This is a genomic window from Zhongshania borealis (assembly GCF_039539625.1).
In the GTDB taxonomy this organism is placed as follows: Bacteria; Pseudomonadota; Gammaproteobacteria; order Pseudomonadales; family Spongiibacteraceae; genus Spongiibacter; species Spongiibacter borealis.
This window is the reverse complement of the sequence record NZ_BAABDM010000003.1, coordinates 126,587-141,679: the sequence shown is the minus strand read 5'-3', so window position 1 is coordinate 141,679 and position 15,093 is coordinate 126,587. Positions and strand designations below refer to the sequence as shown.

Here is a 15,093-nt window from a genome sequence, read left to right as displayed (position 1 = left end):
AATAACATCCACTATGCCTTACTCTTTAGGCTCCTTAGCCGGCCCCGTTAGCAAATTCAAAAAAGTAACTTGCGCATAATCACCATTGGCCTTATCAATCTCCCACTCCCCAGTACCTAAACATTTTGGATACCAAAAACCAGGATCATCTTTAATACTGCACTGATTGTAGGCGCCTGCTTTGAAGAAATGGGCGTCGCCGGTATAACCTCTAGGATAATCAAGCTCATCAACTTTACCGTAGGCATCGACGTTATCAGCCAAATTTATTTGGTACTCAACCGTGCCGTGGCGCGCCGTGGAAAATCTTAAGTACATCGTATTTTCATATACATTAACTTCGTAACTAAATGCCTCGTCTAGCGCAATACCTGCATCGCCCGGATCAACCGGGTCACCCCAGTCCTTGCCCCACACTACATAACTTATATCTTTTCTGGCAGGATTATCTTTCTCTAAGTTTCGTTCGTAATTCCAGAAAACCGAACCGTATTCGTGATCTGGCCATTTTTTATAATATATTTTTAGTGGCTCGTTACCCCAGCCATAGCCCTCCCCCGCGGCGACTAACGCCGGATCCTTAGCGCCATGGATTTGACCAACCACCACCGAAAATGCCGGATTTTTCTCTGGGTAAGTCGCTCGCTTCGCAACATGATTTACCATAACAGTGGCCTGCAGATTGCCACCAATTTGCGAAAAATCACTAGCGCGCTTGTGGTTTTTTAGCGCGAAATTGTGGGCAATACCTTTTGGCTGACCTGCAGAAGCGGGAATTACATGATGTAATTCGCTGCGAGTATTAGTTGAATTAGGGGTTGTAAACGCCTTATTCGGCGCGGCGAATACCATATACCCCTCAGAATTTAGGTAGAAAAAATCAGGATGTTGATAGACCTGAATTTCATCCACACCAATCTCGTCAACTTTGCCGTTATTATCACTATCCGTTGGGATTGTGATTTTCCAGGTGCTTAAATCAAACTTATCCGCTGGAAGGAGAACTTCCTCATTAGGCCTCGTTTCGCTCGGCGAGCCGCAAGCAGACAGGAATAATGCCGTTAATAGCATCATTTTCCCTAGGAAAAAAGTTACACCAATTTTCATAATATTCACCAAACCAATTATGAGAAAGCAAAAAAAGACGGGGCTCAATAGACCCGTCTCTTTCCACGCGTTACTTACTTATTGCTAAATTTAGCCAGCGCTAGAATTTAGCCCGCACTCCCATCACGAAGCGGCGGTCTGACTCTTGTACTTCCCACAGTGTACCTGTAGCACTGCGATTAACCGTTGGTTCACCAGTGAGATTAGACACGTTAGCAACCAAACTGATGGTTTCATTAACATCCCAGTTAGCGGACAAATCCCATTGCTGTAACTCATCTCGGTAATCATTACCTGTGGTTGGGTCATCGATGTCAGGGTTATTATACGCAACCAATTCACCAACGCGCTCTACTCGCTTTTCGTTGTTTTCATCAAGGAAACTGTCACGGTAGGTATAGGCTAAACGAATACCGACACCGCCGTATTCCCAATACATCTGCAAGTTATACGAGTTCTCTGAGATATCAGCCAGAGGCACACCATCCGGATCCTCGCTCTGCGAGAGAGTGTAGTTGGCATTCAGTCCCAAGCCAGACCAGTAGCCAGGCAAGAAGTCAAAGTTTTGCTGATAGCCAACTTCAAAGCCTTGAATAGTACCAGATGAGCCGTTTGTGGTAGTAGATGTCAAGATTCCTCGACGACCTTGCGCATCGTAGGCATCAAATTCTGCCTGATCAGATGTGAATACATACGTGGAAGAGTCACCGGTTGCCTCAGGTCTTATACAGATATTTCCAGGTATTGTTTTGTTTTGTATCGCAAGCGCAGTAGGCTCATAAGCGCAATAGGTTTCCGTTTTTAAGAACGACGCAACAGACTTATAAAACAATGTTGCCGACACCATATTACCGCTGCCGAAGTAGTGCTCAAACGCGATATCGAATTGCGTCGCGCGGTAGGGATCAAGTGCAGGGTTACCCCGAGTCGCAAGAATATAATCACCATTAAAATTAAAGGTCGGGCTTAACTGCTCAAAATCAGGTCGCGCCATTACTTTTGCAGCAGCAAAACGCATTAAAGTGTCATCGGTAAGGTCGATCGTCGCATTAAAACTCGGCAGGAAATCTTGGTATTTATTGGAATCACTGACCAAGGCATCACCGGCTTGGTTATAAGCAGTAGAGGTAATTTTTGTTTCGACAACACGACCACCAATGACAAATCTTACGTGATCAAAGTCCATATTTGCTTGAATGTAAAATGCCGTCGACTCCTCTTTGATATTCGCAAAAGCACTGGTAAGGGCCTGTAAATTATCTTCTAACGAGCCCGTCGTAGCATGGCTGGTACCCGCTAGGAGCTGTTGCACCATTGCAAATGAAGCTCCCGCATTCTGCAACAACTGACCGTCATACACTGAGAAGTTGGTTAAGTGACTCGGGCCAACCATGCCGGAATGGTCGAATGCATCACCGGAGTAATTCTGATTGACGATGGTGCCGGGAAACATTGCAGCAATATCATCCTGCCAAAACACAATAGGATCACCATTTGCGTCTGTCACTTCGCTATGGAGGTTAGCCTGACGCAATTGCGAGGCCGTTTTACTGTATTCATTTTCAGCCGTACGGAAACCCGCTTTAAGTGACGAGATCCACGTCAAACCACCCGGATTAAAGTATTCAAAATCGACGCGAAATGCCTCTTCTTCATTGTCGATATACTCGCGTTCATGCCGGAATTCCCGTAGCGCGAGGTTTTCCGTCATTAAATACGGGTTACCGTCATCATAAATAATGCTCGCAGCCTGGTTGTCACCCATGATTACCGTACCACTTGGCCGGTACTCATTCGACGCGGAAGGATTGAGCGCCTCCGCTTCAGGGTCTAATGCTCGCCAATTGAACTCTGAACTTGGCAAGTAAGTGCTCGATTCCGCTGATGAATATTCAGCCGATACATTTAACTGATCGCTAAGATTCCAATCACCACCGAAGGCAAAGGACGAAGATTCAGTTTCACGAAACTCGCTCCATGTTTTCGGAATAATGAGCGCATTCTCAATACGATAATTATTTAAAGCACCATTTGAATCTTCATAGCTATCGCTGCTCGCAACCGGTGTTTCAGCCGCGTGCAATATAGAATACGCCTCTTGACCGCCGGTGCGCTCGGTTGCATTCAAATCGAGATAGACACTACCCGCCTCTGATGCCGGAGCCCACTGCATAGAAATATTATATGCAGTGCGCTCACGTTCTTCCGTAAACGGTTCAAACTTGTGTTCAGAGGGAACAACATAATCACCGCTAGCGGTATTTTGTGCATCGGGCAGCCCAAGTGCGGCGCCATCATAAATAAACTGACTTACCTGAAACGTATCTTGACGCAGGGTACGATCTTGATATGACACCATCCCCATCAAACCAAAACTACCAGCGTCGCCTAGGTCCCAGTTATCACCACCGGCAACACTTACCACTGGCGCCCATTCTTTAGCTTTGTCCGCGTACTCTGCATCCATCGACACCGCAAACAAACGATCAGGCAGATCGAGAGGCCGCGCTGTTTTTAAGCTAATCGTGCCGCCTAGAGCGCCTTCCACCATATCCGGCGTAGGTGATTTAATGACCTCTACAGCCGACAGAAAACTCGCCGGGAAATCCTGAAAATTGACGCCATTACGGCCATCACCCATGGTGGAACGACCGTTTAACTCGACCCGGTTTTGGGAAAGGCCACGTATAGAGACCTCCGAACCGACACCAAAATCGCGATTAATGGATACCCCGGTAACGCGCTGAAGGGCCTCAGCAATATTGTTATCAGGCAATTTACCGATATCCTCAGCCACGATCGAGTCGGCGATACGATCGGAACCTTGCTTCATGTCCGCCGCCGCCGCCATGCTGCTTCTGATCCCGGTAACAACGACCTCTTCAAGCGGGGAGTCCTGTGCAAATGAAGAGACTGGAAGCGCCGCAGCAATAGCGCTTACGAGAAATTTAGCCTTGAAACTTGGGCTGCGTTTGATAGACCCACGCTGGGTATCGCGTTCTTTGCTCATATTATTATTTCCATTTCTATATCTGTTAAGAGATAGCAGCACTTCCTATTGCCGAAACGTATACATAAATCGATTTACTAAACCGATTTATGTAATTTATCACAAAGATTAAATAAGTCAAATTACTTCTAAGAATGAGGATCTAGAATGGATATCAACATCAATGCCTTCATAACGGTGCTTGCTTTACTAAAAGGCTCCTCAGTTAGATGGCGATACGGAGTAACAGTCAAACCTCTGCTTATTTTCTAAAGATCACATAGCCGTCCACAAAAAAGCCCCGCATGGAATCCACGCGAGGCTTCATTTTGGCTGTCGCCGTTGATCGGCGACATTAGTTAAATATTTTAGCTTTTCGGAATTTTAAACGTCCACACACTGCCACCTTGGTTCAGGTTCTTAGTGCGTTTGGCGACCTCGCCTCCCCACAATGGAATCGCGCCACCCCAACCAGAAACTATAGTAACGTATTGCTCGCCATCCTTGTCCCAGGTGATAGGGGAACTAACGATGCCAGAACCGGTATTGAATTTATAAAGTAATTCACCGGTTTTAGCATTGAAGGCCATTAAATAACCTTCTGGATTACCCATAAATACCAGGTTACCCGCCGTAGCAAGGACGCCACCCCACAATGGCGCGTTGTTTTTAAACTCCCATTTCACGGTACCAGAGACCGGATCTATGGCTTTAAGCGAACCAATATGGTCGTCAAATATTGGCCGGATCGTAAAGCCAGCCCCCAAATATGCCGCGCCCTTTTTGTAGTTAACCGGCTCATTCCAAATATCCATGCCCCATTCGTTTGAAGGTACATAAAAGTAGCCGGTATCTTGGCTATAGGCCATTGGCATCCAGTTTTTACCACCCAGAAAGGATGGAACAGCAAATACCGATTTACCTTTATTACCGTCAGTACCCGTCGTCGCAGGATTACCTGGGCGCATCGCCTCATCAAAGATCGGCGAACCGTCTTTATTCAAGCCCTTAGCCCAAGTCATTTCCTTAATAAAGGGCAAACCACGAATAAATTTACCGTTGGTGCGATCAAGCACGTAAAAGAAACCGTTGCGGTCAGCGGTTGCCGCCGCCTGAATAGTCTTACCACCTTGCTTGTAGTTAAACGATACCAGCTCGTTTACACCATCAAAATCCCAGCCATCATGTGGCGTGGTTTGGAAGTGCCATATAATTTTGCCGGTATCGGGATTAATCGCGAGGCGCGAGGCACTGTATAAGTTGTCGCCGGGGCGCAGATGCGAGTTCCAAGGTGCGGGGTTACCAGTACCAAAGAACAGCAGATCAACTTCAGGATCGTAAGTGCCGCCTAACCACGTGGCCGCGCCGCCGGTTTTCCACATATCGCCGGGCCATGTTTTACCAGCTTTGCCACCAGTAATACCATTCTCTTTACCGTTCAAGTAGCCCATATGGCCCTCAACGGTTGGCCTACTCCAAATCATTTCGCCGGTTTTCGCGTCGCGGGCCTCAACCTTCCCCACAATACCGAACTCACCACCAGACACACCGGTAATGACCTTGCCTTTTACAATCAGTGGCGCAGCAGTCATTGAATACCCTGCCTGATAATCGCCAACAGTTTTGCGCCAGACTGGCTTGCCCGTTTTAATATCAAGCGCAACCAATTTGGCGTCGAGGGTGCCAAATATAACTAAATCACCATAAAGTGCGGCACCGCGGTTAACCACGTCACAGCAAGGCATAATGCCGTCAGGCAGACGTGCATCGTACTGCCAAAGCTCTTCACCTGAGGCAATATCCACCGCATAGATCCGTGAGTACGACGCGGTAACATACATAACCCCATCTTTAATCAAGGGCTGGGATTCTTGACCACGCTGTTTCTCACCACCAAAGGAGAATGACCAAATCGGCGACAGTGATTTTACATTTTTGGTGTTAACAATTTTCAAAGGGCTATAGCGTTGCCCCTGTGGCCCAAGGCCGTAAGATACAATATCACCCGTCGTTTTTGCGTCGTTTAGTATATCTTCATCAGTGACGCCCGCATTAGCGAGCGAACCAAAACCCACAGCAGCCACCGCAGCGGCAACTGTTACAGACCTTGCCAAGCACATTATTCTCATCGGAAATCTCCTTCCTTATACTTAGATTTTATTGTCGAACACTGAATTTAATAAAAATCTCAATAAATAATTTTATTAAGCTATCGCAAAATCTTGTCCACGAATTATTAACATCGTGAGCATATTATTGCGATCCGGACCTGAGTATGTGGCGCCGACGAAACACTCACAATTGATCTAGAGGCGTGTACCTACTATCCATTGGTACTGGTTTAGTACTAAAAATTGCAAAATAAATTACTGAGGCATAAAACCGCGGCACGCTTATTCCGCGTCAAGTTCGTAGGTCGAGGGTAGGTGGTAGGAAACACGGTACTGGGAGAATATTTTTTCCATGTCGCCATTTTCAATCATCGCTGTAATAACGTCATTCACGGCGTAGCCAAGCTGGCGATAATTCTCTTTAATGGCAATACCAATATCCCAAGTTTTTCGCCCAAGGGATTCAAGGCCGTCGTCATCTATATCGAAATTGCCGGGTCGATTTGGCAAGCCCCATTCCAACTGCGAGCGCATCCCGGCAACTGCGCTTAATTTACCGGCATTTAGATCTTTAAGCGCGCCGAAGACCGTAGCATAATGGTGAACGTTTTCACGCAGACGGCCCTGATAGATACCAACTAGAAAAAAATCGGGAAGGCTGTCTAATTCCACACCAATGGCTTGATACTGAAAGATGGCAAGGTTTCTCACCTCACCGGTCTTGTTGAGGTCTCGCACTAGCTGCCAAGACTCTTTATGGTAGGGCGCAAGCATAACCACCATGTCATTGCGAGGCAGGCCGTAGCCGTCTTGAGCGTAGGAGTACTCACGGTCATAGGGCACTCGCAGCATTACGTCCGCTTTTTTCCGATCGATAACACTGCCTTTCCAAATAGCGTTACGCAAATCGTCGTCAACACTCTCATCGGCGGTGAGCCACAACCAACGCGCCTCTAGTCCAAGCTCCCGTGCAATGTACTTGCCGAGCTCTACATCAATACCGGCAGGCTCACCCTCTTGCATAAACGAATAGGGTGCAAAATCGCGATACACGGCAAACTCAATATATTTAGACGCAATCACGTCGTCGTATGTTCGCGCATGAGCAAGACTCGCTGTCATCAGAACGAGCAGCGCATACAACAGCGTCGTCAGCTTAAACATATATGAGCTACCCATTATCGAACACCTATTCGTCAAGTTTACGGGTGTCTAAGTAAGCGCGAATTGCCCACATAGCCTCTTGGCTGAGAATGCCCTCAAACGGCGGCATATAAACCCGACCGTCGATCACAGCACCATGCCGAACTCGAGTCATAAACCACTGGTCCGACTCTTGAATATCAATATATTCAGCAGGGTCATTCAATTTCCGCAAATCTGGGGTCATTCCACCGGAAATCGCCTGTAAACCATGGCAGCGTGCACAGTTCTGATTGTAAGCAGAGTCGCCCACACGAATTGCCTCAGCATCGCCACGATAGGGATTCTCTTCACGCCATCCTTCACCCAGTTGTGGCAGAGTGTCCGTGTTTACCGCCTGGGGCGTCACATCACCGTGCGCGAAGCTCAAGTTCGCCTGTAACCCTAGAAAGAAAACAACACTACCTAGCACGGCACGCCTAACAGATAAATTACGCATAATATTCCTCAACCATTCTGACATTATTTTTAAACTCGACGGCACCACGTTCAGGCAATCCGTATTGTCCAGATAGACTAACAAACGGGGCATTTCCGACAATTGTGCTTTGGTGCCGTGCCGCAAGCCGACAACTACTCCCTAAGTAGTAGTGGCCGAAGAATTTGATTGGGAAGAGTTAAGCGAGTTTATTAGCAAAATAATCTACTACTTTAGTGCTAGTTCTTTGCGACCTTTTGCATATATCAATAGTGCTGCGCCGGTCATAGCATTAGCGATAGATCTGGTCTTGTGCTTTGAATGCCGCTAGCACCCCGCGTATCACGATTATAAAAATAGAGATATAAAGTGTATATAAAATATAGAGCAACGCCGCTGCGCTGTTGTGCTTGCGTCATTGTGCCACTGAAAAATACGTGGCTAGCGAAGGGATTTTTACTCTGCCTAGTAGCGCTCACGTCGGCAGCTTTAGCGAGCGCCGATGAACCGCGCAATGTCGCGGTATTGTTTCTTGAACAAACTCAAATAGCTAAGCCGGTACTGTCACGAATTCGAATTACCCCCAGTAGCGCCGGTCTCGATGGAGCCAACGTCGGCATTAGCGACAACAATGCCAGCGGACGCTTTACCGGCGACCACTACCAACTCAATAGCAAGATAGTTGAAGACAGCAGCGCAGCGGCGCTTGCCGCCAAAGACTGGCTAGAAGCGGGCAACAGCCTGATTATTGCCAAGCTACCTGCGGCCACCTTACTCAGCCTTAGTCGCGATAAAGCCATTGCTGAACATGCCATTATTTTTAATATCGCCGCCAAAGACGACGCCCTGCGCAGCAGCCAATGCCTCCCCCGCTTGCTGCACACCATTCCTAGCCGCGCCATGCTCACCGATGCCCTAGCGCAATTTTTAATGTCAAAACGCTGGAAGCGCTGGCTAATACTGCGCGGCCAGCAAAGCGAAGATAAATTATTCAGCGCCGCACTCACGCGATCGGCCCAGCGTTTTGGGGCGAAAATAATCGACGAGCGAGAATGGAAATTTAATGCGGATTTACGCCGTTCTGCACAGAATGAAATCAGCCTGTTCAGCCAAGCTAAAGATTACGATGTAACGTTAATTGCGGACGAAATAGGCGATATCGGCGAGTACATCCCGTACAACACCTGGCTGGCCAGACCCGCCGCTGGCACCCAAGGCCTAACGCCCACGGCCTGGCATTGGAGCATAGAGCAATGGGGAGCCGCCCAGTTACAACACCGCTTTGAAGACTACGCTAAACGCGACATGAGCGATATCGACTATGCAGGCTGGCTTGCAGTACGCGCCATCGGCGAAGCAGTGAGCCGAGCCAAAGCCAATGATGCCAAGCATTTATATACCTACTTGCTCAGCGATCAATTCCAGCTCAGCGCATTTAAAGGCCGGCCCCTAAGTTTTCGTCGTTGGAACGGTCAGTTGCGCCAGCCAATACCACTGGTGCAACCCAATGCGCTGGTAGGCCAATCGCCACAAGAAGGCTATCTGCATCCCAGTTCAGAAATGGACACCCTGGGCTACGACCGCCCTGAAGTACATTGCCTATTCGAGGTAAAAACACCATGACCCGCTCCCGTTCAACCGCAGCGCTTATTTTAGTGGGCTTGTCGGCCCTGCCGCTCCCCAGCATCGCCGAACAAGTCTATGTGTCCAATGAAAAAGACAATACTCTGTCGGTCATTGATCTCGAACGCCTTGAGGTCGTTGCCACTATTCCCGTTGGCTTGCGCCCGCGCGGCATTACGTTTAATAACGACTTTAGCCAGCTGTATATTTGCGCCAGCGACTCCGACAGTGTGCAGGTCTTAGACGTTGTGAGCCAAAAGATTATTGCGAATCTGCCCTCTGGTGAAGACCCCGAGCAATTCGCCCTGCACCCAGACGGTAAACACCTTTATATCTCCAATGAAGACAATGCCATTGTCACCGTAGTCGATACTGAAAAACGCGAAGTGATAAGCCAAATCACCGTGGGCTTAGAACCTGAGGGTATGGCGGTAAGCCCAGATGGAAAATGGGTGGTAAACACCTCTGAAACCAGCAATATGCTGCACTGGATAGACAGCAGCAGTCACGAATTAGTCGACAATACTCTAGTAGACCAGCGCCCGCGCCATGTGGAATTTAGTGCAGACGGTAAGCAATTGTGGGCCTCATCAGAAATTGGCGGCACTGTCAGCGTTATCGATGTAGAGACAAGAACCATAGGCCAGGTATACCGCTTTCATATTCCCGGTGTACACCGCGACAAAGTACAACCCGTTGGCATTACCCTAAGCCGAGACAATCGCTACGCCTATGTGGCACTGGGTCCCGCCAACCACGTTGCCGTAATCGATATAGCCAAACAGAGCGTAATTAAATATCTGCTCGTAGGCCGCCGCGTGTGGCATTTGGCCTTAAACGGCGACGAGTCCCGACTGATCAGCAGTAACGGTATCAGCGGTGACGTCTCGGTTATCGATGTCAAATCCCTTACCGTGCTAAAAAGCATCAAAGTCGGACGTTTTCCTTGGGGGGTCGCGGTCAAGCCGTGATAGACGTCATATGACACACTCTGCCCTAAGCATCAAAAACCTAAGCTACTACTACGGTGAGCGCTGCGCCCTAAATGAACTGAGCGTAGACATTGCCGAGGGTGTGTTCTTTGGATTACTCGGGCCCAATGGCGCAGGTAAAACCACACTTATGTCATTGCTAACACGGCTATTAAAACCCGCCAGCGGCGAGATTACGGTCTTTAACTACGCCTTAAACAAACAGGCCAATCAGGCGATGCGTAATATTGGCGTGGTATTTCAACAAAGTACCCTCGACTTAGATTTAAGCGTTGCGCAAAATCTCGCCTACCACGGCGCATTGCACGGCATTGCCCCCAAAGAAGTGCGCATCCGCATCCAACAGGAACTCACCCGCTTTGATCTCGCGGACCGCCGTCATGAGCGTGTACGCAATTTAAACGGCGGACACCGCCGTCGTGTTGAGCTTGCCCGCGCCCTGCTACACCGGCCTAAATTACTGCTGCTAGACGAAGCATCCGCAGGCCTAGATATTGATACCCGCGCGAGTCTAAATCGGCACCTGCGGCACTTATGTCGCGACGAAGGTATTGCCGCACTGTGGACCACCCATTTGATAGAAGAAATACACGAAGATGATCAGTTGCTCATACTGAACGGCGGTCGCAGTCTCGCCCAAGGTCAGGTGCAAACCTTACTAAGCAAACACGACGCAAAAAACCTGCCCGCGCTATTCTCTCAGCTTACAAGGCCAGCGGCATGACTTTTTCTGCGTATTACTTCTGCTTTGTGGGTATTCTCAAACGCGAGATGTACCGTTTTGTGCAACAGCGCTCGCGGTTCTTGTCATCCCTCGTTCGCCCGCTATTATGGTTGGCAGTATTTGCCGCGGGATTTCGCTCTGCCCTCGGCATTGCAATTATCCCGCCCTATGAGACCTATATTAGTTACGAGGTCTATATCGCACCGGGACTCATCGGCATTATTCTATTGTTTAACGGCATGCAAAGTTCACTATCAATGGTCTACGACCGCGAGATGGGCAGCATGCGTGTACTACTGACCAGCCCCATTTCTCGCGCCTACTTGCTGGCCTGCAAGCTCCTAGCAAGTTCATTGGTATCACTATTCCAAGTCTATGCCTTTGTTGCGATTGCGCGCCTCTTCGACATTCACCCGCCGCTGCTTGGCTATGTTTACCTGTTACCCGCCGCACTATTGCCAGCGCTAATGCTCAGTGCACTCGGGCTATTTTTATCCTCAGTAATACGCCAATTAGAGAATTTTGCTGGGGTAATGAATTTTATTGTATTCCCTATGTTTTTCCTCTCTTCAGCACTCTATCCACTATGGAAAATGCGGGAATCAAATGAGATCATTTATCAGATTTGTGCACTCAACCCCTTTACTCACGGTGTCGAGTTAATTCGTTTTGCACTCTATGGCCAGTTCAACACCCAGGCTTTTGTCGTCTGCGCCACCACCACCGTGGTGTTTATGGCGCTGGCGATAATTGGCTACGACCCAAAGCATGGCCTACTCAAACGCAAAGCAGGGGGCAACTGAGCTCATGAACAGGTCCAAGCAGACTAGCGCATTGCGCGTATTAGACATAAACAACACGTCGGTATTGCGTTATATTACAGCCGCGTGCATGCACAAAAATATAAATGTCTTATCGCCGCACGAGGTATCAAGACCATGATTCATATCATTATTGCCGACGACCACCCCCTATTCCGCGAGGCCATTCGCAATGCAACCCAGCAGCGTTTTACCGATGCATTGATTGCCGAAACCGCATCACTAGACGAAAGCCTTGCGTACATTGAAGTACATCCAGACGTCGACTTAGTGTTACTCGATTTGAATATGCCGGGAATGGACGGACTCAACGGCATTGTTACCCTCCGTAGTACCTACCCAGATGTGCCGGTTGTGGTGTTGTCGGCTGAAGAAGATAAAAACATTGTGCTGCAGTCCATGACCTACGGCGCAGTTGGTTTCATCACCAAGTCGATGCCCCGGGAAAAAATTATCGCCGCTATTGAGCAGATTCTCGATGGCCAAGCTTTTCTGCCACCAGACATTATTCGCCGTAGCGGCAGCGATAACAACAACCGTCGCCGTGAAAGCCCCGGCATACCGAGTGAGATTATCTCCTCGCTGACACGCCGCCAATTATTGGTATTTGAGCGCATGGCAAAGGGCGAGTCGAACAAGCAGATCGGTTTTGAATTAAACATTGCCGAAACAACTGTTAAAGCGCACGTATCAGCAATTTTACGCAAGCTAAAAGTCCACAATCGAATGAAGGCAGTACTGTGCGCGTCGGCTATTGATTTTGAACACTATTTACATCGCTCCCACTGAGAGGCAGGCGCAACACTAGTTTATTTTCTGCGCTTAGCAGCGCTTATTTTTCTGACAGCAAATAGACCAAAATCGATTTTAGCTTTAAGGGCTTAATCGGCTTATTCAATAAATGAAAACCCAAGTCCTTAACCTGCTGCCGCAGCTCGTTGCTGTAGTTCGCGGTTATCATCACACTGGGCACAGCGGTCGCTAAGCGCTCGCGAATAATGACTTCAGCATCTAAGCCCGTCGTATCGTCGTCTAGGTGATAATCCAAAATCAAGGCATCTGGCGGCGGATTGAGTAATTCCGGTTTATTACGCAAGTCGTCTAAGCTCTGTGCAGATACAAGCTCGCAGCCCCAATTGCCTAGCACCTGTTCCATGCCATCACAGATCGACCAGTCATTATCGACTAGCAATATGCGTTTACCGCGCAAAGGATCCTGTAACTGCTCTGGAAGCTCGTCTTCCTCAACAAAGCTATTTTCATTAGCGCCGCCGTAGGGAACACACACCGAAAATACCGAGCCCTTGCCCAAGTTCGACTGCAATTTAATCTCGTGATTTAACACCGTAGACAATTTATCGACAATGGCTAACCCCAAACCTAAACCTTTATCCTCGCGCTGTTTTTTGGCATTGACCCGTTTGAACTCTAAAAATATTTCTTGCAACTGATCTGGAGGTACACCTACACCAGTATCGCACACTTGAATTTCGAGGTGGTTAGCACGACGTCGGCAGCCCAGCAGTATTCTTCCCTGATCTGTATACCGAATAGCATTACTCAAAAAATTACGCAGTATTCGCGCTAGTAACTGACTGTCAGAGTGAACAGAAATATTGCAGGGCACAAAACTAAAAGACAAACCGGCTCTCGCCGTCTGTTGCTCAAACTCATTGGCCAAATTGCGCATTAAATCATTTACCGGAAAATAATCTAAGATTGGCTCAACGATACCGGCTTCGAGCTTTGAAATATCAACCAAGGTTCCCAGTAGCGACTCAACATCACTGAGTGAATAACTTAAGGAGCTCACCAGTTTGATCACTTTATCTGGCAGTTCGTAATCCATTAAGGCCGTAGCAAAAAGACGCGCGGCATTTAAGGGCTGCAATAAGTCGTGACTCGCGGCCGTCATGAATTTTGTCTTAGAGAAGTTAGCCTCTTCGGCCTCCCGCTTTGCCTCCAATAGCGACTGCTCGGCTAAAGCGCGCTCGTCAATTTCTATGCGCAGCTGGTGATTTAGTGCCGACAGCTCAACCGTACGTTCATGTACTCGTTGTTCCATATGCTTATAGGCATTTTTAAGGGCCTCAGCGGTACGCCGTTGTTCAGTAACATCTTGATAAGTATTAACATTGCCGCCACCGGGTATCAGGTGGCTCTTAATAGCGATTACTCGGCCATCGTCGAGCAGTTGTTCGGTTTCAAATAATGAGCGCTGTCCGCGGTGGCTCGCGGTATCCGGCACGTACTTAAAACGTTGAAGTGGCGAATCATTAAACAAGCTATCAAACGGCGTGCCGCGATCGAGATTTTTCGGTTCTAAGCCAAGTAAATTGGTAAAGTGCTCATTCCAAGCCTCTACCTGGTGCTCGTCATTCACCAGCACAACGCCGAGAGGTAAATTGGCGATGAGTGATTGTAGTATTCGGTTCTGCTCAGCCAAGACTTTTTCTTGTCGGGCAATTTCGCTTTCTTTTACCTGAGTAATATCGCTGTAAGCAACCACTAAGCCGTCGTCGGCGGTTGGTCGTTCAGAAATTTGCAGCCATCGCCCATCAGCTAGACGAATAACGGTGTCGCGAAAAACATCACCGCGTTGCACGAGTTTTTCAAATGGCTGACCTTCCGGATCGTATATACCGTGTTCAAGGGCCATTGGCGTAAGCTCTTTAAAGGTGGTAACACCCACTTGTATTTTGGCCTTGGTGTTACGCCAGAACTCGTAAAAATGACTGTTCGCTAGAACTAAGCGACGGTTTTTATCAAAGAGCACTATCGCATCAGAAATACTTTCAATCGTATCTAACAAGCGTTGCCGAGAATGAGCAGACTCAAGCCGCGTCTCTGTCAGGCTTTGGTTAGCTTCTTCAAGTTTATAAAGCGTTTTACGCAGTTTTATTGTGCGATCTTTAACTTTGTCGGCGAGTAAAGCAGCATTCTGAAACGAACGGTAAGCATCACCGTAATTTGCCCAGCCCTGTTCTACCCGTTCGATGAGCACTTGATTGGTCTTTCTAAGCTTCTCGTTTTCGTAGCGCAGGGCTTCAATCACACTTTCCACGCCATCACTTTGCGCGATATTGCTATCCATCATCAGTACTC

At 48.2% G+C, this 15,093-nt stretch carries 11 protein-coding genes; 5 read left to right on the top strand and 6 right to left on the bottom strand.

Annotation, left to right across the window (positions count from 1 at the left end; all coding sequences use genetic code 11):
• Positions 1 to 18 precede the first annotated feature (18 nt).
• The 5 genes from ABD836_RS09985 to pedF form a co-directional block, all read right to left on the bottom strand.
• A complete protein-coding gene (locus ABD836_RS09985) occupies positions 19 to 1,107 on the bottom strand; it encodes a polysaccharide lyase family 7 protein (protein ID WP_344935285.1) in 1,089 nt (362 codons plus the stop codon).
• Between the two features lie 100 nt (positions 1,108 to 1,207).
• Positions 1,208 to 4,117 (bottom strand): TonB-dependent receptor, encoded by a 2,910-nt coding sequence (locus tag ABD836_RS09980; protein ID WP_344935282.1) that lies wholly within the window; start codon positions 4,115 to 4,117, stop codon positions 1,208 to 1,210.
• Between the two features lie 347 nt (positions 4,118 to 4,464).
• A complete protein-coding gene (locus ABD836_RS09975; RefSeq protein WP_344935279.1) occupies positions 4,465 to 6,225 on the bottom strand; it encodes a PQQ-dependent methanol/ethanol family dehydrogenase in 1,761 nt (586 codons plus the stop codon).
• 264 nt (positions 6,226 to 6,489) lie between these two features.
• A complete protein-coding gene (locus ABD836_RS09970) occupies positions 6,490 to 7,386 on the bottom strand; it encodes a substrate-binding periplasmic protein (RefSeq protein ID WP_344935277.1) in 897 nt (298 codons plus the stop codon).
• A gap of 10 nt (positions 7,387 to 7,396) precedes the next feature.
• Positions 7,397 to 7,849: a cytochrome c-550 PedF gene (pedF, locus tag ABD836_RS09965; protein WP_344935275.1), complete on the bottom strand. Its 453-nt coding sequence runs from the start codon at positions 7,847 to 7,849 to the stop codon at positions 7,397 to 7,399.
• A 399-nt stretch (positions 7,850 to 8,248) separates the two neighbouring features.
• On the opposite strand from pedF, the gene ABD836_RS09960 reads away from it, so the two are divergent.
• The 5 genes from ABD836_RS09960 to ABD836_RS09940 all read left to right on the top strand — a co-directional run bounded on the left by ABD836_RS09960 (position 8,249) and on the right by ABD836_RS09940 (position 12,777).
• Positions 8,249 to 9,451: an ABC transporter substrate-binding protein gene (locus ABD836_RS09960; RefSeq protein ID WP_344935273.1), complete on the top strand. Its 1,203-nt coding sequence runs from the start codon at positions 8,249 to 8,251 to the stop codon at positions 9,449 to 9,451.
• The gene (locus tag ABD836_RS09955) at positions 9,448 to 10,422 is read left to right on the top strand and encodes a YVTN family beta-propeller repeat protein (protein ID WP_344935271.1); all 975 of its coding nucleotides are present in this window, start codon (positions 9,448 to 9,450) and stop codon (positions 10,420 to 10,422) included. Before ABD836_RS09960 ends, ABD836_RS09955 begins: the two co-directional genes overlap by 4 nt.
• Before the next feature lie 10 nt (positions 10,423 to 10,432).
• Complete coding sequence (locus ABD836_RS09950) at positions 10,433 to 11,167, top strand: ATP-binding cassette domain-containing protein (protein WP_344935268.1); 735 nt, start codon at positions 10,433 to 10,435, stop codon at positions 11,165 to 11,167.
• Positions 11,164 to 11,970, top strand: a complete 807-nt coding sequence (locus ABD836_RS09945) for an ABC transporter permease (protein WP_344935266.1) — start codon at positions 11,164 to 11,166, stop codon at positions 11,968 to 11,970. Before ABD836_RS09950 ends, ABD836_RS09945 begins: the two co-directional genes overlap by 4 nt.
• A gap of 135 nt (positions 11,971 to 12,105) precedes the next feature.
• On the top strand, positions 12,106 to 12,777 hold the full coding sequence (locus ABD836_RS09940) for a response regulator (RefSeq protein WP_344935264.1): 672 nt from the start codon (positions 12,106 to 12,108) through the stop codon (positions 12,775 to 12,777).
• A gap of 43 nt (positions 12,778 to 12,820) precedes the next feature.
• Here the strand turns inward: ABD836_RS09940 and ABD836_RS09935 are convergent, their stop codons facing one another.
• Positions 12,821 to 15,085 (bottom strand): hybrid sensor histidine kinase/response regulator, encoded by a 2,265-nt coding sequence (locus ABD836_RS09935; protein ID WP_344935262.1) that lies wholly within the window; start codon positions 15,083 to 15,085, stop codon positions 12,821 to 12,823.
• Positions 15,086 to 15,093 lie beyond the last annotated feature (8 nt).

Bases quoted from the DNA above. Each gene is read 5' to 3' on its own strand.
- ABD836_RS09970 (WP_344935277.1), bottom strand. From the start codon at position 7,386: ATGGGTAGCTCATATATGTTTAAGCTGACGACGCTGTTGTATGCGCTG.
- ABD836_RS09940 (WP_344935264.1), top strand. From the start codon at position 12,106: ATGATTCATATCATTATTGCCGACGACCACCCCCTATTCCGCGAGGCC.
- ABD836_RS09955 (WP_344935271.1), top strand. From the start codon at position 9,448: ATGACCCGCTCCCGTTCAACCGCAGCGCTTATTTTAGTGGGCTTGTCG.
- ABD836_RS09980 (WP_344935282.1), bottom strand. From the start codon at position 4,117: ATGAGCAAAGAACGCGATACCCAGCGTGGGTCTATCAAACGCAGCCCA.
- ABD836_RS09950 (WP_344935268.1), top strand. From the start codon at position 10,433: ATGACACACTCTGCCCTAAGCATCAAAAACCTAAGCTACTACTACGGT.
- ABD836_RS09985 (WP_344935285.1), bottom strand. From the start codon at position 1,107: ATGAAAATTGGTGTAACTTTTTTCCTAGGGAAAATGATGCTATTAACG.
- pedF (WP_344935275.1), bottom strand. From the start codon at position 7,849: ATGCGTAATTTATCTGTTAGGCGTGCCGTGCTAGGTAGTGTTGTTTTC.
- ABD836_RS09945 (WP_344935266.1), top strand. From the start codon at position 11,164: ATGACTTTTTCTGCGTATTACTTCTGCTTTGTGGGTATTCTCAAACGC.
- ABD836_RS09935 (WP_344935262.1), bottom strand. From the start codon at position 15,085: ATGATGGATAGCAATATCGCGCAAAGTGATGGCGTGGAAAGTGTGATT.
- ABD836_RS09975 (WP_344935279.1), bottom strand. From the start codon at position 6,225: ATGAGAATAATGTGCTTGGCAAGGTCTGTAACAGTTGCCGCTGCGGTG.